The 22,162-nt window shown below is 71.2% G+C and carries 15 protein-coding genes; 8 read left to right on the plus strand and 7 right to left on the minus strand.

What is annotated here, in order from left to right; genetic code table 11:
- Nucleotides 1-29: 29 nt before the first annotated feature.
- The 7 genes from ACZ46W_RS08845 to ACZ46W_RS08875 all read right to left on the minus strand — a co-directional run bounded on the left by ACZ46W_RS08845 (nt 30) and on the right by ACZ46W_RS08875 (nt 7,739).
- The gene (locus tag ACZ46W_RS08845; RefSeq protein ID WP_468333593.1) at nt 30-866 is read right to left on the minus strand and encodes a type 1 glutamine amidotransferase domain-containing protein; all 837 of its coding nucleotides are present in this window, start codon (nt 864-866) and stop codon (nt 30-32) included.
- A 64-nt stretch (nt 867-930) separates the two neighbouring features.
- Nucleotides 931-1,635 carry an EthD domain-containing protein gene (locus ACZ46W_RS08850; RefSeq protein WP_468333596.1) on the minus strand — a complete coding sequence of 235 codons (705 nt, stop codon included), beginning with the start codon at nt 1,633-1,635 and terminating at the stop codon, nt 931-933.
- A gap of 137 nt (nt 1,636-1,772) precedes the next feature.
- The gene (locus tag ACZ46W_RS08855) at nt 1,773-2,705 is read right to left on the minus strand and encodes an NAD(P)/FAD-dependent oxidoreductase (RefSeq protein ID WP_468333599.1); all 933 of its coding nucleotides are present in this window, start codon (nt 2,703-2,705) and stop codon (nt 1,773-1,775) included.
- 5 nt (nt 2,706-2,710) lie between these two features.
- Nucleotides 2,711-4,159, minus strand: coding sequence for a maltokinase N-terminal cap-like domain-containing protein (locus tag ACZ46W_RS08860; RefSeq protein ID WP_468333602.1), 1,449 nt, complete (start codon nt 4,157-4,159; stop codon nt 2,711-2,713).
- Nucleotides 4,156-5,370: an IS701 family transposase gene (locus ACZ46W_RS08865; protein WP_468333605.1), complete on the minus strand. Its 1,215-nt coding sequence runs from the start codon at nt 5,368-5,370 to the stop codon at nt 4,156-4,158. The genes ACZ46W_RS08860 and ACZ46W_RS08865 overlap by 4 nt, the downstream gene beginning before the upstream one ends.
- Nucleotides 5,371-5,671: 301 nt before the next feature.
- Nucleotides 5,672-6,364: an SDR family oxidoreductase gene (locus tag ACZ46W_RS08870; protein ID WP_468333608.1), complete on the minus strand. Its 693-nt coding sequence runs from the start codon at nt 6,362-6,364 to the stop codon at nt 5,672-5,674.
- 28 nt (nt 6,365-6,392) lie between these two features.
- On the minus strand, nt 6,393-7,739 hold the full coding sequence (locus ACZ46W_RS08875; protein WP_366127409.1) for an NDP-sugar synthase: 1,347 nt from the start codon (nt 7,737-7,739) through the stop codon (nt 6,393-6,395).
- A 530-nt stretch (nt 7,740-8,269) separates the two neighbouring features.
- On the opposite strand from ACZ46W_RS08875, the gene ACZ46W_RS08880 reads away from it, so the two are divergent.
- From ACZ46W_RS08880 to ACZ46W_RS08915, 8 genes are all read left to right on the plus strand, one after another.
- Complete coding sequence (locus ACZ46W_RS08880) at nt 8,270-9,109, plus strand: helix-turn-helix transcriptional regulator (protein ID WP_468333612.1); 840 nt, start codon at nt 8,270-8,272, stop codon at nt 9,107-9,109.
- Between the two features lie 163 nt (nt 9,110-9,272).
- Nucleotides 9,273-12,500: a helicase-related protein gene (locus tag ACZ46W_RS08885; protein ID WP_468333615.1), complete on the plus strand. Its 3,228-nt coding sequence runs from the start codon at nt 9,273-9,275 to the stop codon at nt 12,498-12,500.
- Nucleotides 12,497-13,255, plus strand: a complete 759-nt coding sequence (locus tag ACZ46W_RS08890; protein ID WP_468333618.1) for a DUF4391 domain-containing protein — start codon at nt 12,497-12,499, stop codon at nt 13,253-13,255. Before ACZ46W_RS08885 ends, ACZ46W_RS08890 begins: the two co-directional genes overlap by 4 nt.
- 9 nt (nt 13,256-13,264) lie before the next feature.
- A complete protein-coding gene (locus ACZ46W_RS08895; protein WP_468334714.1) occupies nt 13,265-15,154 on the plus strand; it encodes a site-specific DNA-methyltransferase in 1,890 nt (629 codons plus the stop codon).
- Between the two features lie 15 nt (nt 15,155-15,169).
- A complete protein-coding gene (locus ACZ46W_RS08900; protein ID WP_468333621.1) occupies nt 15,170-18,133 on the plus strand; it encodes a type III restriction-modification system endonuclease in 2,964 nt (987 codons plus the stop codon).
- Between the two features lie 230 nt (nt 18,134-18,363).
- The gene (locus ACZ46W_RS08905) at nt 18,364-19,164 is read left to right on the plus strand and encodes a class II aldolase/adducin family protein (protein WP_468333624.1); all 801 of its coding nucleotides are present in this window, start codon (nt 18,364-18,366) and stop codon (nt 19,162-19,164) included.
- Nucleotides 19,165-19,177: 13 nt separating this feature from the next.
- Nucleotides 19,178-20,194: an ABC transporter permease gene (locus tag ACZ46W_RS08910; RefSeq protein ID WP_468333627.1), complete on the plus strand. Its 1,017-nt coding sequence runs from the start codon at nt 19,178-19,180 to the stop codon at nt 20,192-20,194.
- Between the two features lie 414 nt (nt 20,195-20,608).
- Entirely contained in the window at nt 20,609-22,141 is a 1,533-nt protein-coding gene (locus ACZ46W_RS08915; protein WP_468333630.1) for an FAD/NAD(P)-binding protein, read from the plus strand.
- Nucleotides 22,142-22,162: the final 21 nt, after the last annotated feature.

Below are 22,162 nucleotides of genomic sequence, written 5' to 3' on the forward strand. Positions count from 1 at the left end.
CCTTCTCTCGTTCGGGATTTTTCCGACGGTTACCAGCCGAAGCGGCGCAGCCCGTCCTCGAGAACCTCGACGATCTTTTCGCCGGTGAGATACGAGTCCGGCGTCGAACGTCCGGTGATGAACGGGTAGTCCACGATCACGGACGTTTCCTTGCCGAAATTGCCGTGATAGCGGCCGTCCGGGCCGGTGGCGTCACGCAGGATGTACTCCAGCGGATACGGCGGCGGCCCCATGACGAAATCGGTGCCGAGGAAACCGGTCCCGTCCTTGTAGTCGTACTCCTTGCAGTGACCGGTGACGTGCTTGCCCCAGATGATCGACTTGCGGTCCTCCCAGTCGCGGGCGAACGCGAGCGGGGCGACGCCGTAGCACTCGGCGGCGATCGGCTTGTCGGCGCGCAGGAAGGCCAGGATGATCTGGTGCACCCGCTCGTTGTTGGCCAGGTCCACGATCGGGCCGGAGCCGCCGACGATCAGCAGCGCGTCGTACTCCTCCAGCTCCCCGGCGACCACGTCGACGGCCCGGTGGTAGGCCTCCAGCCGGCGCAGGTAGTCCTCGTCGGCGGTGTAGGGGCGCTCGGGCACCCAGGAGGAGATGTCGATCGGGTCGGCCATGCGGTCCGACTCGTCGATCTGCCGGGTGAGCTTGGCGACCTCCTCGGAGGTCACCGACTTGCCCAGCGGTGGATCGATGTACGTGGGGTCCATGCTCGGCGGCAGCGCGCGCGGCTGCCTGCCGGTGGGGGTGGCGAACACGACCTCGTAACCGCGCTGGTCGAAGTGGTGCAGCGGCCCGACGAGCTCCTCGCCCCAGTAGCCGTACTCCGACAGAATCACGAGGATCTTCTTGGCGTTCCTTCTGGCCACGCCTGCTCCTTCGGTAATCGGTGGGCGGATCAGCGACGCGTGCGGCGGCGCGCCCGGTGGCGCGTCAGCGGGCCTCGGGGCCGATGATCCAGTTCTCCTTCACGGCGAGGGAGAACACGTACTTCGGGTCGGCGACCTCGTCGCGGGCGGCGGCGACCTGGCCGGTGAAGTACGGCGAGCGCAGCGCCTCCCTCAGCGCGTCCACGTCGTCGAACCAGAGCTGCTCGACGCTGTCGAAGCCGGCCTCGCCGAAGACGTAGGCGCCGTCCACGGTGTGCGCGTGCAGGTAGCGGCGCAGGCCCGGCGTGGCGCCGACGACGGAGGCGTACGCGCCGAGCGTCCGCTTGCGGTACTCCGCCAGGTCCAGGCCCGGGCGGCGCTTCATCAGGACGGTGAGCTTGACCCAGTCCTGGCCCTTGGCGAGCGCGGGGCCCGGGATGACCTCGTACGCGGTGGTGTCGACGACGATCGTCTGCCAGAAGGCGGCCCAGTTGGGCTCGTCGAGCCGGGCGCCCTGGAGGAACTCCTCCGTCTGGAGCGACGCCAACTGCTCCTCGCCGTTGGCCAGCCAGATCTCGGCGATGCCCTGGTGGGGCAGGGCCGGCGTACCGAGGTCGGCGCCGGTCTCGATCCGGGTGTCCACCATGTACTTGCGGATCTGCGGGATTTTCGCGGCGTACTTCACCGCGTGGACGTCCACCCAGTAGTCCTGGAACTCCTGGGCGGTCATTCCCGGCTTGGGTGCCGCCAGAATGAACTGATGAATCATCGATAACTCTCCTTTTCGGCCCCGCGGCATGGCCCGGCATGGAAAGGCCACATTTCCGGGAGGGTGCTCCGCCATCATTGGCGGCCGTCCGTGCGCGGAGCAAAGAACCTCCGCCGACTTCCTGAACTGAAGTTCGGTCACTCGGCTTTGAGCTCCGGCGGATGGAGGAAGTAATGCGCGGCGGAGGCCGCCTGCGCGCCCTCGTGCACGGCCGCGGCCACCTGGTGGGAATGCAGGGAGGTGACGTCCCCGGCCGCGTACACGCCGGACACCGACGTCTTCTGCTCGGAGTCGACCGCGATGTAGCCGGCCTCGTTCAGGCGTACGCCGAGGGCGCGGGCGAGCGCGGTCTCGGGGGTGGCGCCCTGGATGGAGAAGAGCGCGTCGAGCCCGAGCCGCAGCCCGCCCCGGGTGACGACGGCGCGCAGTTGCCCGTCCTCGCCCTCCGCCTCCCCGATCCGGTCGTGGATCACCTCGATACCGGCGCCGGCGAGTCTGCGGCGGAACGTTTCGCTGATGTCGTCGCGGTGGCTGTTGGTCAGCAGCCGCACCCGGTCGGTCAGGGCGTGGAGCTGCATGGCCTCGCCGGCGGCGGCGTCGGTGTGGCCCACGACGAGGATGTCGCGGCCGCGGTTCTCGTACCCGTCGCAGGTGATGCACCAGAACATCGACCGGCCCACGTACGAGCGCCAGCCCGGGAAGTGCGGGAAGTGGTCCAGCACCCCGGTCGCCAGCAGCACGGCGCGTGCCCGCCAGCGGTGCCCCTGGGAGCGCAGCGTGAACCCGCGCTCCGCGTCGCCCTCGACGGCGGTGACCAGGTGGTGGACGACGCGCGCGTTGTCGTACCGGGCGAGCTGCTCGACGGCCAGCCGGCGGAGGTCGACGGTGGCGATGCCGTCGGGGAACCCCAGGTAGTTGTGGTTGACCTGGTGGTGGGTGGAGCGGCCGTGACCGGTGTCGAAGACCAGCACCCGGCGGTTGTACCGGGCCAGGTAGATCGCCCCCGACAGCCCGGCGGGCCCACCGCCGACGACGGCGACGTCGGCCGCCTCCGGGAGGGGTACGTCCACGGCGCTCACCCCGCCGGGCGTTGCCGGACCGCCAGTCGGCGCACCGCGGTCATCGGGATGGACAGCCACTCGGGGCGGTTGTGGGCCTCGTACACCGCCTCGTACACGGCCTTGTCGGCCTCGAAGGCGCGCAGCAGCACCGGCTGGCTGCGCGGGTCGGCACCGCCCGCGGCCGCGTAACCGGCGCAGAACGCCCGCCGGTTGTGCACCGCCCACGCCGATGCGCGGCGGGCCAGGCGTGTGCCGTGCACGTTCTGCGGCGACTGCTCGCCCGGCGGCACGCCCAGGACGGCGGCGAGCGCGTGGTGGGCGGCGTAGTCGAAGGACCGCAGCATCGAGGCGATGTCGCGCAGCGCGGGCTGGAGCCGCCGCCGCTCCGTCTCCGGCTGCCCCGGCTCGCCCTCGAAGTCGATCACCACCCAGCCGTCCGCCGCACGCAGCGTCTGCCCCAGGTGCAGGTCGCCGTGGACGCGCTGGACCAGCAGCGGCGCGTTGCCGCGCTTGGCGACCTCCCCGAGGTCCTGGTGCACGGCCCGCAACTGGCGGGCGAACGGCAGCAGGGACGGCACCTGGTCCAGCGCCGCCTCCAGCCGCCCGGTCAGCACGCCCACCAGGTCGTCGACCTGCGCCGGGCCCAGCTCCCGGGTCTCCAACTGCTCCGCGAGCGCCGCGTGCACCCGGGCGGTGGCGCGGCCGAGCCCGTGCGCCTCCTCGGCGAAGCCGCCGAGCGGGGCGACGCTCTCGCACTCGCCGACCACGCAGGCGCGGGCCTCCTCGACCGCGATGGCCCAGCCGTCGCCCCGGTTGGGCACGAACTCCTGGAGGATGCCGAGCGTGATCTCCCCGCCGGGAGCCGACGGAGACGTCCGCACCCAGCCGAGCGGCGCCGCGCTCGGCACGTCGCCCGCGCGCCGGAGCGCGGCCAGCATCTCCACCTCGGCGTTGGGGCCGGGGACGACGTGCCGCAGCACCTTGAGCATCATCCGGCCGCCGAACGCGATGGAGGTGTTGGACTGTTCGGCCGTGAGCACCGCCGCCGGCAGCCCGGCCGGGATGTCGGCACCGGGCGCGCGGTGGAACTCCACCCGGCCCGTGGCCCCGCCCGCCGCGATCCGGGCGAGCAGCCGCCCCATCAGCTCGGGGTCGCCGGTCGCCTCGTACAGCAGCGCGCCGCCGCTCGGCCCGATGACCGCGTCGGCCAGCTCCGCCGGCACCGTGTCGCGCATCCCGACGAGGAGCTGGTACCACTCGTCGTGCTCGGTGCGCACGACGACCAGCAGCAGCGGGGGGCCGGCCGCGCACAGGGTCTCGACCAGGACGGGCTCCACGTCGGGCGCGGCCCAGTCCTTGCCGCCGAACCAGCGTTGCCGGGCCAGCCAGTCGGGCAGCAGGCGGTGCAGGTCGGCGGCTGTCCGCCCGGTCTCGGTCACGTCGGAGGACGGGGACACGGTCATGCGGCGGACACCTTCGCGCTACGGGGGACGGAGGACTCCGGGAGGGGACCTCGGTCCGCCCGGGACAGCATGGTGATCGCGTGCGCGAGGGACACCATGGTCATGTGGTGGTGCCAGCCGCGGAACGAACGACCCTCGAAGTCACGCAGGCCGAGCCGGTCGCTCACCTCCGCCTGGTCGCGCTCCACGCGCCGGCTGAGCATCGCGGTGCGGTAGACGGTCCCGAGCCGGGGCCGGGACAGGTTGGACAGCCAGTACTCGCTCGGCGCCCGCCGTCCCGCCTTGCCCCACGCCCCGAGCAGGACCAGGTCCTGCCGGTCGCCCCGGCCGCCGCCGGGGGAGCGCAGGCGCACCCGGGCGGAGCCGACGGAGGTGGCGCGCACCACGCCGGTGCGGTGGTCGAGCCACTCGACGGGCATCCGGTTGCGGCTCAGCGCCCCCGCCAGGCCGCCGTCCGGGGCCGCCGCCGAAGGCCCGGCGCCCGGGGCACCGGTGGCGCTCCGGCCGGCGGGCCGCAGCGGTTCGACGGCCGTGTGCGACTTGGCCGGATCGACCCGTACGACGAACGGGATCTGGCGCTCGGCCAGTTCGGCGCAGACGGGGTGGGGGCCGGTGTCGCGCAGGTCCATCACCACGGGCCGGGCGGGCATGCCCCACTCGTCGGTCAGCCGGGCCACCGAGCCGATGGCGCACTGCTCCGGCGGGCAGGACCCGACGTGCTCCGGGATGGAGGCGCGCCGTCGCATCTCGGGCTCCTCCGTCCAGCACTCGGGCAGCGCCAGCCACCAGTCGACGGGGCTGCTGAGCTGGTCGGACGCGAGCCACAGGCCCATGCCCTGCTGACAGTTGACGATCCGGCCGAGCTGGGCCACGAACTGCCGCTCCACGCCGACGGAGTGCTGTCCCACCTTGGTGATCACCAGCGGGCGCACCACCCAGGCGCGCGGCTCGGTGTGCTGGTGGAGGTGGCGCGCCATTTCCCGCCGCACCGGGACGCAGTCCCACGGCGACTTGGTGATGAATTGGTAAAGGCTCTGTTCGACGCCGCCGCCCGCATTGCTGGCGAGGGCCCGCATGGTCTTCTTTCCGTCGACCGAGAGAAGGCCCCGCACATACAGCTCGCCCCAGCGGCGCTGATCGCTCCTGGGAATGGAAGCGAGTGTCCGAGCGAGGAACTCGGTGAATATCGCGGGGGAAAAATCCTCGGGCATATTCAGGTCTTGTTCCACGACCGTTACCCAGCTCTCTCCACAGAAGTCTACGTTTGTCCGGAGCAAATCGGCCAGCCGGTTTTTTCCCGCAACTCGGGGACGGCGGAAGGGAAATGCCGGAAGCGGACTCCGGGGCCGGTGCGCGGCGGGATCAGGGAACGGCACTCCGCACGCCTCACCGGCCCCGGGTCCGGCCCCGTCGCCTCGGGGGACGACGGCGACGGGGGGTGATGACGGGGGCGGGGGATGGGGCCGGCCCGCCCCCGTCGGTCTCGGTGGGTCCCCGGGAACCGGCCGGTGGCTACCGGCTGCGCTCGAGCTGCCGGTCGGCGCTGAGCCGGGCGAACAGCGGCGCCCAGTCCGTGGGCGTCTCGCCCAGCTCGTTGTACATCTCGAAGGTGCGGCCCACGGCGGCGGGCGAGTTCAGCGCCTGGACGCACGCCTCGGCGACCGCCGTCCGTGACACCCAGCCGTCGCCCCGGTCGCCCTGCTCCAGGCGCACCCGGTTGCCCGCGAAGCTCTCGTCCGTCAGCCAGCTCGGGCGTACGACCGTGTACGGCAGCCCCGACTCGCGTACGGCGTCCTCGCCGCGCAGCCGCCAGTCCAGCAGCCTTCCGTAGGCGTTCATGGGGTGTTCGCGCCGGGTCACGAAGATCTGGCTGACCAGCACGAAGTGCGGCCGCTCACCGTGCTCGGTGGCCGCGGCCAGCACATTGCGCACCCCGTCGTACATGGTCGTCTCGGGGCTGTCGGGACCCGAGTCGGCCGTGCCCGGCTCGACGCTGAACACCACGCCCGCGCAGCCGCGCAGCGCGGTGGCCAGCGAGTCGGCGTACCGCACGTCGGCGCGGTGCTCCTCCACTCCGAGCGGCAGCCGGCCGCGTTCCGGATGCCGGCTCACCACCCGTACCCGGGTGCCTTCTTGAAGCAGGCGGCGGGTGACCAGACTGCCCAGCCGGCCCGCCCCTCCGATAACCGCAATGGGACTCCGCATGGTCCCCTCCAGGACTGATCCGCCGCCGCTACACCCAGTTGAGGATGTCGTCGGCGCTCTTGAGTTCCGTTTCCGCGGGCACCCCGGTCATCGCGGGCACCCTGAGCCGCGGGTAGACGCTCACCCCGCAGAACCGTGACCCCGGCCAGAGCATGGCGCCGTCGCCGATGGCCGAGAAACGTTCGAGCCGTGCCGGCCGGGTCCGCTCCGAGCAGACCTCGGCCATGGGTCCTATGTAGGAGTCCTCGATCTCGGCGTACGCGCCGACGACGGCGGACTCTCCGACGGCCGACCGGACCACGGCGGCGCCCTCGCGGACCTCGGCCCCGTCGCCGATGTCCGCGTGATCCAGCCGCACGCCGGGTCCGATCTCCACTTCGCGGCCGATCCTGACCCCCGGTCCGATCACCACCGAGCCCTCGTCGATCTTCTGGGCGAGGGTGGTGCCGGTGACGTCGTCCTTGGTCCGCAGGCTGCTCTCATGGATCCAGCAGCGCGGCGAGGCGACGTCGGGGAGCCTCATCAGCCGGTTCATCTGCTCGTACGCGCCGTCGAGCACGAGCCCCAGGGTGTGCAGGTAGTCCGGTACGTTGCCCAGGTCGCCGAGCCGCCCGATGGAGTGGGCCGCCACCGGCAGCCCACGGGCCGCCAGCCACGGCAGCAGGTCCTGGCCCCAGTCGAGCCGCTGGTAGCTCTGCCGGAAGAGTTCCGGTTCCCGGGCGAGCAGCCGCAGCCGGGCGCAGTCCACCAGGTACATCCCCGCGTTGGTGGGCAGGGTGACCCCCGGGTCCACCGCCGTGCGCGGGAACAGCTCCCCGAGCCGGGCCCGGTCCGGTTTCTCGACGAAGCCCTGGACCAGGCCGCCCTCGTCGGTGCGCATGACCCCGTACTTGCCGGCGATCTCGTCGGCCGTGCGCCGCACGGCGGCCACGGTCACCAGGGCGCCGCGCTCGGCGTGCGCCGCCTCCATCGCCCCCAGGTCGAAGTCGAAGAGGGAGTCGACGGGGAGCACCAGGGCGCGGCCCTGCACGTCCCACTGTTCGAGGTTGTGCAGGGTGGCGCCGGCCGAGCCGACGTTGTACCGGTCGAAGCGGGAGCGGGAGTAGGTGATGTCCACTCCGTAGCGCTCACCGTGGCCGAGCAGGAGCTTGATCTGGGTACGGTTCTCCAGGCCGTGGGTCACCACGTAGAAGCGGCGGATGCCCTGCTCGCGGCAGGCGTCGACCACCCACTCCACGAGGCGGCGCCCGGCGAACGGGATCAGCGCCTTGCTGCGGATGTGGTCCGGGGACTTGAGCGTGATGGGCTTGGCCCGCTCGCCCCGGCCCCCCGCGAGGAGGATGCCGACCGTTTCCCCGTTCTTGTCCGTACTCATCAAGAAGAGCCCCCTCGATTCGGGTGAATCAACGACTCCCCGAATTCATCTCCCGGAAATCTGACGCCCTGTCGGGAAATCCGACGCCGCTAGGCGGGTCAGGGACCCCATTCGTCGTCTTCCGTCAACGCCACGACCTGGTTCGTGGCGGAAATGGATGCCTCGCTTCCGCCCCCCACGCAGTACGTGAAGAGCCCGAGAAGCAGTGCCAGAGCCGGAAGCCCGAACAGGCGCCCGGCCTCTCTCGTGCGGTTCACAATCCCTCCCCTGGCTGAAAGGCCCCTTGGCCCTTCCGCCCTCAGAAATATGCCGCACCGCACTACAGGAAAGGGTCGTTCAGTAGCATCATGATCACGCAATGCAAGAATCGGAAGGAGTGTCAAATGTGCAGGAACTCGGACTTAGCCCCGCATTCGAACGTCGTCAGGCTCTGTGATCGCGGTCTGGAGATCTACCGTCGCGCGCTGGCTCATGGTCCGATATCGGGTGATGTGCCCGAATGTCTGCTCCGGTTGGGGCTTCTACGGCCAGTGGCCGAAACCCCCACACTGCTCGCGGCCGTCCCCCCGGACATAGCCGGGCGGGAACTCACCCGCCCCGTCGAGCGCGCCATGCTCGCGCACCAGCAAACCCTGGCGGCGATCAGTGACTCGATCGCATCGGCCGAGGACGTCTACTCCGCCGCCCGACAGGCCGTCTCCACCGCCCCCGTACGGCTGCTCCAGGGAGAGGACGTCATACGCGCCGCACTGGAACAGGCCGCCGACAACTGCCGTGAGGAACTGCTGACCTGCCAGCCCGGCGGCCGCCGCGACCCGGCGTCGCTCGCCCGCTCGCTCTCCCGGGTCCTCTCCATGCACCGGCGCGGCGTCAAGCAGCGCACCCTCTACCAGCACACCGTGCGCGCCCACGGCCCCACCCTCGCCTACATCGAGCAGGCCACCGCATCCGGTGCGCAATTCCGCACGCTCAACGAGGTGTTCGACCGCCTGATCATCTATGACCGCACGACGGCCTTCATACCGGATCCACGCCACGAGCTCAGAACCGCGGCCCTGGCCATCGACCACCCAGCGATAGTGCACTACCTCGCCAAGGTCTTCGAACACGCCTGGGCGCGCGGCGAAGCCGTCAGCATCACCCAGGAGTACGTCCGCCCCCCGCTCATGACGGACGAGACCCGTCGCGCCGTGCTGCGCCTGATGGTGGAGGGCTACACCGACGCGGCGATCGCCAGCCGGCTGGGCGTCAGCCCCCGTACCGTCTCCACCCACATCAAGAAGGCCTCCGACCTCCTCGGCGGCCGCAGCCGGGCCCACCTGGCCTACCTGCTGGCCCAGTCCGACCTCCTCGAGGCCGGCCAGGACTGAGCCCCACACCCCCCACTCCCCACGCCCGAAGGGCGTCCCGGGAGGCGGGCCGCCCCGATCGGACGGCCTCCTTCCCAACCCCCCACGCACCCGCTCCGCGCCACCCACGAGGGAAGCGCGCGCTGCTAGCTTTTGACGCGTCGTCAACGCTGGGGGAACGCGCATGAGAATCGTCGGCAATCGCGGCAATGACAGGCTCATCGACCTGATGAGGCCGGCCCTGCGCGCGGGTGGCCGACTGGACCTCGCCACCCCGGAGTTCTCGCTCTTCGCCTTCGCCGAACTACGCGAGGAACTGAACCGCCTCGGCGCCACCCGCCTGCTGCTGCCCAGCGACGACACCGACCTCCGACTCCTCGGTGACGGCGGCGACCGCGCCGCCCGCAACCAGTTGCGCTCCCGCTGGCTCGCGGGCCGGTGCGCCGACTGGCTCACCGCCGGGGCGCTGATCCGCCGGGCCGGGAGCACGCTGCCACAGGGCACGGTCGTCGTCCGGGACGAGGACGGCAAGCCGCTGCGGACGGCCACCGGCACCCTCGCGTTCAGCACCGCCGGCCTCGGTACCACCCCCGGCAACCCCATGGGCCTGATCAACGCCTCGGAGAACCCCGCCGAGAGCGAGCTGTTCGCCACCTGGTTCGAGAACGTCTGGGCGCAGACGCCCGACGGCGGCGACGCGGCGGCCGGCGCCCTGGCCGGCCGGCTGCGCGAGCTGGCCGCGTACCGCTCACCGGCCCGGATCTACCACCTGATGCTGCACCACCTCTTCAGCGCGTCCGGCGGAGAACTCAGCGAGGACGACGTCGTCGACGCCGCCACCGGCATCCGGTCCACGGTCGTGTGGAACAAGCTGTACAAGTTCCAGCGCGACGGTGTCGTCGGTGCCATCGACAAGCTCGACCGGTACGGGGGCTGCATCATCGCCGACAGCGTCGGCCTGGGTAAGACCTTCGAGGCACTCGCCGTCATCAAGTACCACGAGCTGCGCAACGACCGGGTGCTGGTCCTGTGCCCCAAGCGGCTGCGTGACAACTGGACGATGTACGTGGCCAACGACCGCCGCAACATCCTCGCCGCCGACCGCTTCCACTACGACGTGCTCAACCACACCGACCTCTCCCGCGACCGCGGCATGTCCGGTGACATCGACCTGGAGCACGTCAACTGGGGCAACTACGACCTCGTCGTCATCGACGAGTCGCACAACTTCCGCAACGCCCACTCACCGAAGAGCGGCGGGGAGACGCGTTACGACCGGCTCATGCGGCAGATCATCGTCGAGGGCGTCCGAACGCGCGTCCTGATGCTCTCCGCGACGCCCGTCAACAACCGCCTGGCCGACCTGCGCAACCAGATCGCGTTCGCCACCGGGAACGACGACACCGCCCTGGCCGCCCACGGCATCGCCGGCATCGGCGAGACGACCCGCAAGGCGCAGAAGCAGTTCAACAAGTGGCAGGAACTCAACGCGGCCGAGCGGACCCCCGCCCGGCTGATCGACATGCTCGGCTTCGACTACTTCGCGCTGCTCGACATGCTCACCATCGCCCGCTCCCGCCGCCATGTCGAGAAGTACTACGGAACCGACGAGACGGGCCGGTTCCCGGAGCGCCGCAAGCCCGTCAACATCTCCTGCGACATCGACGTCCGCGGCGACTTCCGCCCGATCAAGGAGCTCAACGACGAGATCCGGCGGCTCAACCTGGCCGCGTACTCGCCCTTGCAGTACGTACTCCCGCACAGGCGGGCCGAGTACGACGCCAAGTACAGCACCCGTCTCAGCGGCGGCAAGGGCACCTTCCAGCAGGCCGACCGCGAACGCAGCCTGGTCAACCTGCTGCGGGTCAACATCCTCAAACGGCTGGAGAGCTCCGTGGAGTCCTTCCGGCTCACGGTCTCCCGCCAGCTCGCCGACGTGGAGCAGCGGCTGGCCGCCATCGACCGCCACGACACCGACGTACGGGAGCTGAGCCCCGGCGACATCGAGGGCGAGGACGCCAGGTACGAGGACCTCCTCATCGGGGGGAAGGTCAAGGTCCTCATCGGGGACATGGACCTGATCAAGTGGCGGCAGGACCTCCGCGAGGACCGGGACCGGCTCACCGGCATGCTGGAGGGCGCCATGAAGGTGACCGCCGACCGGGACGCCAAACTCGCCGAGCTGCGGCAAATGATCAGCGCCAAGGTGAGCGACCCCATCAACCCCGGCAACCGCAAGATCATCGTGTTCACCGCGTTCGCGGACACCGCGGCGTACCTGTACGAGCAGCTCGCCCCCTGGGCACGGACCACCCACCGCATCGACACCGGCCTCATCACCGGCTCGGGCCGCAACCGGTCCACGTCACCCGCTCTCGGGCGTGACCTCGGCTCCCTGCTGTCGGCGTTCTCCCCCCGCTCCCGGCAGCGGCCGGCGGACCTGGCCGCCGAAGGGGAACTGGACCTGCTGATCGCCACCGACTGCATCTCCGAGGGCCAGAACCTCCAGGACTGCGACTGGCTGGTCAACTACGACATCCACTGGAACCCGGTACGGATCGTCCAGCGGTTCGGCCGCATCGACCGTCTCGGCTCCGCCAACGACACCATCCAGCTCGTCAACTTCTGGCCCCGGATGGACCTGGAGGAGTACATCGACCTGGAGCGGCGCGTCAGCGGCCGCATGGTGCTGCTGGACGTCTCGGCGACGGGCGAGGAGAACATCATCCGGTCGCAGAGCGGTGACCCGATGAACGACCTCGAATACCGCCGTACGCAATTGCTCAAGCTCCAGGACTCCCCGATCGACCTGGAGGACCTCTCCTCCGGTGTCTCGATCGCCGACCTGACCCTCACCGACCTCCGGATCGACCTCGCCGACTACGCGTCCGGCCACCCCGGCGCCCTGGAGGCCGAGCCCCTCGGCGTCCACGCCGTCACCGCGGCGGACCCGGCCGGCGGCGTACCGCCCGGCGTCATCCTGTGCCTCCGCGCCGAAGGCGCCGCGGCCGAGCGGGCGCGGGCCTCGGGCGACCCGCTCGCCCCCCACTGCGTCGTACACATCGGCGACGACGGCGCCGTCCTGCTCGGCCCCAGCCAGAGCAAGCACGTGCTGGACCGGCTGCGTCGCGTCTGCGCCGGTCAGGACGAGGCGGACCCCGGCCTGTGCGCCCGGTTCGACGCCGCCACCCGTCACGGGGCCGACATGCGCGTCCCCCGCCGGGCCCTGGCGTCCGCCGTACGCGCCCTCACCGGCAAGGAGGCCGAGCGCTCGGTGGCGAGCCTGTTCAGCCTGGACGGTACGACGGCCACGGGCGGCGGTTTCGCCGGCGTGGACGACTTCGAGGTGGTCGCCTTCCTCGCGGTCCTGCCGGACGCGGCGGACACCGCGAACACAAAGGCGGCGGGGTGAGCGCCGAGGACGTCCTGGCGGCCCTCGGACTGCCGGACGAGTGCGCCGTCGGCGTACGCGTGCCCAAGACGCAACTCGTCGAACACGGCGGATTCGCCGCCGCCGACCGCCGGCGCATACAGGAGGGCATCGACACCCTGCGGTGGGCCGCGGCCGTCAGGCCCACCCAAGTGGGCATCCCCGCCCACAGCTCCCCGGACGGCACCCGGCTCGTCCCCGAGCTCCAGGCGATGACGCTGCGCCTGCGCCCCGGTGCCCCGGCCGCCCGCCTCGACGAGCTCGTGCACCGCGCCATCCCGTACCCCCTCGTGCTGATCACCGAACAGGGTGACGGCCTCACCGTCTCGTTGGCCCTCAAGCGCATCGCCCGGGGCCGGACGGACAAGGCGGTGCTCGACGGCGAGGTCCTGTCGGTCCCCGTCCCCGCCCCCGGCGGCCCGCGCGGTGAGTTCCTGCGGGCCCTGGCACTGGAACGGCAGCCGCAGCAGGACCTCCTGGCGGTGTATCAGGGGTGGATCGACTGTACGGTTGCGCTGCGGGTGGCGGCGGCGACGGGGGAGTTCCGTCCGGCGGGCTCGCCCGAGGAGACCGACAGGCGGCGCCGCGCCCTGCTGGAGACCGGACGGCTGGAGGCGGAACTCGCACGGCTGGTGGCCGCGGCCCGCAAGGAACGGCAGATGGCCCGTCAGGTTCGCCTCAACGCCCGGATCAAGGCCGTGCGTGCGGAACTGCGCGAGCGGCGCGAGGAGTTGTGAGTGACAGGAATGGCGGACGACACGGTGTCGATGCGGCGGGTGCGGTCGGGCGATCCCGAGACCAGGTCGATGGACCTGGTGGGCGAGAACGTCGAACGGATGAGGAAGCTGTTCCCCAGCGCCTTCTCCGAGGACGGTCTCGATTTCGACGTCCTCAGGGAACTCCTGGGCGCGGCGGTGTCCGAAAGCCAGGAGAAGTTCGGACTCACCTGGCACGGCAAGAGGCGGGCGGCGGAGGTGGCCCGGCTGCGCAGCAGCGGAACCCTCCTGCCCCGGCCCGCCGACAGCGTGGACTGGGACACCACCGGCAATGTGGTGATCGAGGGCGACAACCTCGAAGTCCTCAAGCTCCTCCAGAAGAGCTACGCCAACCAGGTCAAGCTCATCTACATCGACCCGCCCTACAACACCGGCCGGGACTTCATCTACCCGGACAGTTTCCAGGACGGTGTGCGCAACTACCTGCGGCTCACCGGCCAGTTGGATGGGGAGGGCGCCCGGCGCAGCACCAACGCCGAGACCTCGGGCCGCTACCACAGCGCCTGGCTGGACATGATGTACCCGCGCCTATTCCTCGCCCGCAACCTGCTGCGGGAGGACGGTGTCGTCTTCATCTCGATCGACGACCACGAGGTGCACAACCTGCGGGCCGTCATGGACGAGATCTTCGGCCCGGAGAACTTCATCGCCTCAGTGATCTGGCAGAAGGTCTATTCCCCCAAGAACAGCGCCCGGCACTTCTCCGAGGACCACGACTACATCCTGGTGTACGCGCGGGACGCCGACGCCTGGACACCGGGGCTGCTGCCGCGCACGGACGAGCAGAACGCCGCGTACAAGAACCCCGACAACGACCCGCGAGGGCCCTGGAAGGCCGACAACTTCACCGCCCGCAACTACTACAGCAAGGGCACCTACCCCATCACCACCCCCGGCGGCCGCGTCATCGAAGGACCGCCACCCGGGACGTACTGGCGGTATTCCGAGCAGACGATGCGGGAGATGGAGGCGGACAACCGCATCTGGTGGGGCAGGGACGGAAACAACAGTCCCGCCGTCAAGCGCTTCCTGTCCGAGGTCAAGCAGGGCCGCATTCCGCAGACCTTCTGGCCCTACACGGAAGTCGGCCACAATCAGGACGCCAAGCGCGAGCTGCTGGAGCGGGTGACGTTCGCGTCCTCCGACAGCGTCTTCGACACCCCCAAGCCGACCAGGCTCATCCGCCGCATCCTGACCCTCGCCACCAGGCCGGACACCGAGGACATCGTCCTGGACTTCTTCGCCGGCTCCGGCACCACCGGCGACGCCGTCCTCCAGGCCAACGCCGAGGACGGCGGCAACCGGCGCTACCTCCTGGTCCAGATCCCCGAGCGCACCGGCTACGACGACCACCCCACCGTCGCCGACGTCACCCGCGCCCGGCTGCGCGCGGCCGCCGCCGCCGTACCCGGCGCCCCCGACCGGGGCTTCCGTTCCTTCGCGCTCGGCGAATCCGGCATCGTCCGCTGGGACACCGGCCGCCAGGACGCCGAGCAGCAGACCCTGGAGCTCGTCGACAACATCGTGGACGGCCGGACCGAGGAGGACGTGCTCTACGAACTCCTCCTCAGCCGGGGCCTGGACCTCTCCCTCCCCGTCGAGACCCGTACCTTCGGCGGCATCGCCGTCCACAGCACCGGCCACGGGCTGCTGTTCGCCTGCCTGCCCCCCGCTGACGCCATCAGCCGCCACCGCGTCGAGGCCGTCGCGCACGGGATCGCCGACTGGCGCAAGGAACTGGACCCGGTGGGCGAGGTGTCCGTGTACTTCAAGGACACCGCCTTCCGGGACGACGTGGCCAAGGCGAACATGACGGCGATCCTCGACCAGTACGACTTCGCCATCGTCAAGAGCCTGTAGGCGCCGGGAGCTGACATGACCAACCTCAGACTCCACTTCAACGCCGGGCTGGACCACCAGGTCAAGGCGATCGAAGCGGTCCGTGACCTCTTCCACGGGCAGGAGACCGGGCAGAGCCTGTTCACCGTGAGCGAGCGCCGCACCGACCTGTTCACCCCCGCGCAAGGGCTCGCCAACAGGCTCACCCTGCTGCCCGAGCAGCTCGGCGAGAACCTCCGCGCGGTCCAGCTCCGCGGCGGCCTCGCGCCCTCGGCCGACCCCGACCCGGACGACCTGAACTTCACGGTCGAGATGGAGACGGGCACCGGCAAGACGTACGTCTACCTGCGGACCATCTACGAGCTGAACAAGCACTACGGGTTCACCAAGTTCGTGATCGTCGTGCCCTCGGTAGCGATCAAGGAAGGCGTCAACAAGTCCCTCCAGATCATGGAGGAGCACTTCAAGGCCCTCTACGACGGGACGCCGCTCACCTACTTCATGTACGACTCCGGGCAGCTCGGGGAGGTGCGGAACTTCGCGTACAGCACCGGCATCGAGGTGATGATCACCACGGTGGCGGCCATCAACAAGAAGGACACCGCCCTCATCTACCAGCCGAGCGAGAAGACCGGCGGCGACGCCCCGATCGACCTGATCCGGCAGACGCGGCCCATCCTGGTCGTCGACGAGCCGCAGAGCGTCGACGGCGGCCTCAGCGGCAAGGGCAGGGAAGCCCTGGCCGCGATGCACCCGCTGTTCACCCTGCGGTACTCCGCCACGCACGCCGACGCGTACGACATGGTCTACAAGCTCGACGCCATCGACGCCTACCAGGCGGGCCTGGTCAAGCAGATCGAGGTCGCCGGCGGCTCCGTCGAGAACGCCCACAGCCGCCCGTATGTCCGGCTCGAAGCCGTGAGCACCCGGAAGAACGACCTGTCCGCCACCGTCGAGCTGGACGTCGCCACCAGGAGCGGCGGCGTACGGCGGGCCGGCGTCGTCGTCCGCCACGGCGACCTGCTCGACGCGGTCACCGGCCGGGGCATCTACGAGGGGCTCCAGATCGGCGAGATCAACAGGACCAAGGGGCAGGAGTTCCTGCACCTGCGCGGTGGGGGCGTCAGCGTCCGCCTCGGCATCGGCGAGTCCCACGGTGACATCCCGCGGCTGGAGAAGGCCCGGCAGATGATCCGCCGGACGATCCGGGAGCACCTCGACAAGGAGGTGCGGCTGCGCCCCAAGGGCATCAAGGTGCTCAGCCTCTTCTTCGTCGACCGCGTCGACCGCTACCGGGCGTACGGGGACGACGGAAAGCCCGTCAAGGGCGACTACGCGCGCATCTTCGAGGAGGAGTACGAGCGGTTGCGGAACCACTCCCGCTACTCCACGCTGCTGGGGGAGGCCGACCTCGCGACCGAGGCCGCCGCCGTGCACGACGGCTACTTCGCCCGCGACAAGAAGGGCACCTGGAAGGACGTCAGCGAGGGACGCGGCCAGGACGGCGCGGACGCGGAGCGGGCGTACGACCTGATCATGCGGGACAAGGAGCGGCTGCTGAGCCTGGAGGAGCCGCTGAAGTTCATCTTCTCCCACTCGGCGCTGCGCGAGGGCTGGGACAACCCCAATGTGTTCCAGATCTGCAGCCTCCGCGAGATGGGCACCGAACGCCAGCGCCGCCAGACCATCGGCCGCGGCCTGCGCCTCGCCGTCGACAAGGACGGCCACCGGGTGCCGGGCTTCGACGTCAACACCCTCACGGTGATCGCCTCCGAGAGCTACGAACAGTTCGCGGCCGAGCTCCAGACGGAGCTGGAGAAGCACGACAAGATCCGCTTCGGCGTCGTGGAGGCGCACCAGTTCGCCGGCCTGCCGTCTCCCGGCGACCCCGCCGTCCCGCTCGGGTTCGAGGCCTCCGAGCGGCTCTTCGCGCACCTCCGGGCCGAGGGCTACGTCCAGGCCACGGGCAGGATCGACGCCGAGGCGCTGTCGCGGGCCGTGGCCGAGGACACCTTCGCCCTGCCGCCCGGATTCGAGCCGCTCACCGCCCAGGTCGCCGAGCTGCTCACCAGGCGCGCCCGTGGTCTGAAGGTCACCAACCGGGACGACAAGCGCACGGTCAAGGTGCGCAAGCAGGTCTTCGAGAGCGAGGCGTTCCGGGAGTTGTGGGAGCGGATCAAGTACCGCACCACCTACCGGGTCGACTTCGACGTCGAGCGACTGGTCGCGGAGTGCGTCCGGGGCGTCCGCGCGGCGCGCCCGGTCGCCCCGGCGCGCATGCGCTGGCGCAAGGCCCAGGTGGTCATCACCGAGGCCGGCCTGTCCATGACGGGCGAGAGCACCTCGTCACCCGTCCACGTCGACCAGGGCGACATCCCGCTCCCGGACATCCTCGGCGAGCTCGTCGAGCGCACCCGGCTCACCCGGCGCACCGTCCAGCGCATCCTCTCCGAGAGCGGCCGCCTCGCCGACTTCCGTGTCAACCCCCAGGAGTTCATCGACCTCGTGGCCGAGGCGATCACGTCCACCAAGCGCCGGATGCTGGTCGACGGCGTGAAGTACGTACGACTGGCGGACAGCGAGTTCTACGCCCAGGAACTCTTCGAGGAGGAAGAGCTCCACGGCTACCTCGACCGGAACCTGATGCGCGCGGAGCGCAGCGTGTACGAGGAGGTCCGCTACGACTCCGACACCGAGCGGCGTTTCGTCGAGGACATGGAGAAGGACGACAGCGTCGTCCTCTACACCAAGCTGCCGTCCTGGTTCCGCATCCCGACCCCGCTGGGCGCCTACAACCCGGACTGGGCCATCGTGCGCGAGACCTCCGACGGTCACCGCCACCTCTACCTGGTGATAGAGACCAAGGGCACCCTCCAGGACACCCTGCTGCGCCCCGACGAGGCAGGCAAGATCCACTGCGGCCGGGAGCACTTCACGGCCCTGGACACCGGCGTGACCTTCACCCAGGCCGACGCCTGGCACCACACACCGGCCGGCTGACGGCCGCGCGCGACGGCCGCGCGCGACGGCCGCGTCCAACGGCCCCCGCACGGTGCGCGAACCACCCTTTGCCTCTGTCCGGCAAAGGGTGGTTTCGCATGAATAAGCGTGCACATCCATGCATTGCGGCATTGTGCAAGGTTGGTACGCCCCTTTTGCCCTCTTCGGTGGCGGTGTCCCGTGCCAAGATCACCCCGTCCGCCCGCCACCGACCACAAGAGGGCACACACGTGACGACCGACCTCCGTGACAACTACCTGGCCGACACCGCCACCGGTCTGCCCATCCCCGCCGTGGCCGAGTTCGCCTCGGTCGCCGACGAGCGGCGCCACCGCAAGCGCCGGCTCGCCGCCGCGATGCGGCTGTTCGGCAAGGCCGGCTTCGCCGAGGGGATTTCTGGCCATATATCGGTACGTGATCCCGAGCACCACGACCGCTTCTGGGTCAACCCCTTCGGCCTCTCCTTCAACCAGGTCACGGTCAAGGACCTGATCTGCGTCGACGCCACCGGCCGGGTCGTCGAGGGCACCGGCAAGGTGAACCCGTCCGCCTTCACCATCCACTCCAAGATCCACGAGCGTCCCGGCGCCGAGGCGATCGCCCACGGCCACACCATCCACGCCCGGGCCCTCGGCGCCCTGGAGCGCGTCCTGGAACCGCTCGACCAGGAGTCCTGCGCCTTCTACGAGAACCAGGTCTTCTACGGCGACTACGACGGCCCCGCCATCGGCATCGAGCACGGCGAGGACATCGCCGCCCGCCTCGGCGACAAGCGCGCCCTGCTGCTGCGCCACCACGGCCTGCTCACCGTCGGCGGCAGCCTGGAGGAGGCCGTGCACTGGTTCTTCACCTACGAGGGCTGCGCCCAGGTGCAGTTGCTCGCCCTCGCCGCCGGCACGCCCAAGCCGATGAGCCACGAGCAGGCGCTGGCCGCCCGCGACGGCTTCGGCGACGAGCAGCTCGGCCGGTTCTCCTTCGAGGTCATGTGGGACGAGATCACCGCCGAACAGCCCGACCTCCTCGCCGAGTAGGGGCCGAGCGACCATGAAGAGTCATCACCCCGCCGGCGCACGCGCCGAGGCGGTCAAGATCGTCGCCATCGTCGCGGTCGTCCAGTTCCTCATCGGCGGCTGGTTCTCCTGGACCGCCTCGCGCAGCGAGCCCCGCGACATCCCGGTGGCCATCGCCGCCGAGCCGGCCCGCGCCAAGGAGCTCACCACCCTCCTCGAACGCACCGGACCGGGTACCGCCTTCGAGCTGAAGACCGCGGGCAGCGCGGCCGACGCCGACGCGATGCTCAAGGACCGGGAGGCGTACGGCGCGTTCGTCGCCGCCGGCGACGGCAAGGGCTGGGAGCTGCACCTGGCCTCCGCCGCCTCCCCGGCGGTCGCCTCCGCGCTCACCGGCCGGCTCGCCGAACTGACCGGCACCAGCGCCCTGGTCAAGGAGGTCGTCCCCGCGTCCGACGCCGACCCGCACGGCACGGGCATCACCATGGGCTTCCTCCCGCTCGTCGTCACCTCCGTCATCGCGGGCCTGCTGTTCGTCCTCAAGGTGCCGGTGCCCCGGCTGCGGCTGCCCGGGGTGGTCGCCTTCGCGGTGCTCTCCGGGGCGCTGTCCTCCCTGATGCTGACCGTGATCTCGGGCGTCCTGCCCGGCTCGTACCTCACCAACGCGGCCGTCATCGCCCTGCTGGAACTGGGCATGACCGGGTTCATCGCCGGACTCGGCTCCCTCGTCGGCCCCGGCGGGATCGCCGGGGGAGCGGTGGTGATGTTCCTGATCGGCAACCCCCTGTCGGGCATCGCCTCCGCACCCGAGCTGCTGCCCGGACCGCTCGGCACCGTCGGCCAACTGCTGCCCCCGGGCGCGGCGGGGTCACTGATCCGCTCCGCCGGGGCGTTCGACGGCGCGGGCATCCTGCGCCCGGCCGCCGTCCTGGTGGCGTGGGCGGCCATCGGCCTGACCCTGCTCGCCCTCGCCGCCCGCCGCCCCACCCCCGGCGCGCCGTCCGAAGCCCCGGCGCCAACCGCCCGCCCCGCCGAGCCCGCGGCGGCCTGACACGGCCGCCGTCCGGGACCACGGCGGCGTGACCCGGCTGCCGGTCTACGCCGGATACGGCCACCGCCCCGCGGCCGCCCGCGCGGGGGCGCGGAGGCGGCGCGGGCCGCGACACCGCCCGCCCGGCCGAGACCGAAGGCGTCCGGCAGCCGCATCGCCTCGCCGCCCCGCCCCCGGCGCGCCGTACGAGGCCCCGGCGCCAACCGCCCGCCCGGCCGAGCCCGCGGCGGCCTGACGCGGCCGCCGTCCGAGCCCACGGCGGCGTGACCCGGCTGCCGGTTTACGCCGCAGACGGCCACCGCCCCGCGGCCGCCCGCGCGGGGGCGCGGAGGCGACGCGGGCCGCGACACCGCCCGCGCGGCCGAGACCGCGGGCGTCCGACACCCACCCGACCCGGAAGCACACCCATCTGCCATGAGACAGCACACCCTCAGCACCCAGGGCCCCCATCTCGCCCTCGTCGGCGGCGGCGCGGCGGCCGTCGCCCTCCTGGACCGGCTCTCCCGCGACGACCGGCTGCCGCACACCGGATCCGTCACCGTCTTCGAGCCGTCCGACCGGCTCTGGCGAGGCCGCGCCTACCAGCACGACTTGGACTCGGTCCTGGTGAACATCCCGCCGCACGAGATGTCCGCCACCAAGGACCGCCCCGGCGCCTTCCAGCAGTACCTGACGGACCACCGGCTGCCGTACGGCAGGGGCGACTGGTCCGAGCGGGGCCACTTCCCGCCCCGCCACGTCTTCGGGTCGTACCTGGAGAGCACGGCCGAAGCGGCCGTCGCCGCACTGGACCACCGGGGCTGGGCCGTCCACCTCGTGCGCACCGCCGTCGCCCGCGCCCGCGAACTGCCCGACGCCGTGGAGCTGACCGACACCGACGGCACCCCGCGCCGGTTCGACCACGTCGTGTGCGCCGTCGGCCCCGGCACCCCCGCCGACCACTACCGCCTCGCCGGCGAGCCCGGGTTCATCGCCGACCCCTACCCGCTGCGCGAGACCACCGCCCGCATCCCGCGCACCGCCTCCGTCACGGTGATCGGCACCGGCCTCGCCGCCGTCGACGCGGTCGTCTCCCTGGCCCGCCAGGGCCACACCGGCGACATCGCGATGGCCTCCCGCAACGGCTGCCTCCCGGCCGTGCGGCAGCGCCCGGTCCACCCCCACGTCCAGCACTTCACCCCGGCCGCGCTGGACCGGCTCGCCCGCGCGCACGGCGGGACGTTCGGCCTGGACGCCCTGCTGACGCTGCTGGCCCGCGAGCTCGACGCCCACGGCGCCGACCACGCCACGGTCCTGGACGAGCTGCTGACCGCCGACACCGAGCCCCCGCTGGACCGGCTGCGCCGCCAGTACGCCCAGCGGGACGCGGCCGACACCGGGATGCGGGTCATGCAGGAGGCCGTCCCGCTGTCCGGGCCGGACGCCTGGACCCGGCTGCGGCCCGAGGACCAGGCGTACATCAGGGAGCACCACTACCGGGCGATCATGTCGCTGTGCTGCCCGATGCCGCCCGAGAACGCCCGCACGCTCATCGGGCTCGCGGAGACGGGCCGGCTGCGGGTCCTCGCCGGACTGGACGGCGTCAAGCCCATGGAGGGCGGCGGGTTCCACGTCGTCACCCGTGACGGCTCGTTCGAGACGTCCACGGTGATCAACGCCGTCGCGGCGCCCGCGCACCGGGTCCCGGCCGGGGCCGGTGCCCTGATCGGGGCGCTGGTCGAGGGCCGCGCCGCCGAGTACCACCCGGCCGGCGGGGTCACCGTCGAGCCGCACACCTCCCGGCTGCGGGCGGACGGACGGACCCGGGGCCGGCTCTACGCGATCGGCGACATCTCCGGCGGCACCCTCTTCTTCACCTCGGGCATGCCGTCGGTGGTGGACCGCGCGGACGACATCGTCGGCGCCATCGTCCAGGACCTCCGTACGGCGTCCCCGGCCGCCGCGTAAGCCCGCACCCGACCCCGCACC

It is taken from the genome of Streptomyces sp. NPDC031064 (genome assembly GCF_055570965.1).

Coding starts and splice junctions, on each gene's coding strand:
- ACZ46W_RS08850 (WP_468333596.1), bottom strand. CDS start 1,635: ATGATTCATCAGTTCATTCTGGCGGCACCCAAGCCGGGAATGACCGCC.
- ACZ46W_RS08860 (WP_468333602.1), bottom strand. CDS start 4,159: ATGACCGTGTCCCCGTCCTCCGACGTGACCGAGACCGGGCGGACAGCC.
- ACZ46W_RS08865 (WP_468333605.1), bottom strand. CDS start 5,370: ATGCCCGAGGATTTTTCCCCCGCGATATTCACCGAGTTCCTCGCTCGG.
- ACZ46W_RS08870 (WP_468333608.1), bottom strand. CDS start 6,364: ATGCGGAGTCCCATTGCGGTTATCGGAGGGGCGGGCCGGCTGGGCAGT.
- ACZ46W_RS08875 (WP_366127409.1), bottom strand. CDS start 7,739: ATGAGTACGGACAAGAACGGGGAAACGGTCGGCATCCTCCTCGCGGGG.
- ACZ46W_RS08885 (WP_468333615.1), top strand. CDS start 9,273: ATGAGAATCGTCGGCAATCGCGGCAATGACAGGCTCATCGACCTGATG.
- ACZ46W_RS08895 (WP_468334714.1), top strand. CDS start 13,265: ATGGCGGACGACACGGTGTCGATGCGGCGGGTGCGGTCGGGCGATCCC.
- ACZ46W_RS08900 (WP_468333621.1), top strand. CDS start 15,170: ATGACCAACCTCAGACTCCACTTCAACGCCGGGCTGGACCACCAGGTC.
- ACZ46W_RS08910 (WP_468333627.1), top strand. CDS start 19,178: ATGAAGAGTCATCACCCCGCCGGCGCACGCGCCGAGGCGGTCAAGATC.
- ACZ46W_RS08915 (WP_468333630.1), top strand. CDS start 20,609: ATGAGACAGCACACCCTCAGCACCCAGGGCCCCCATCTCGCCCTCGTC.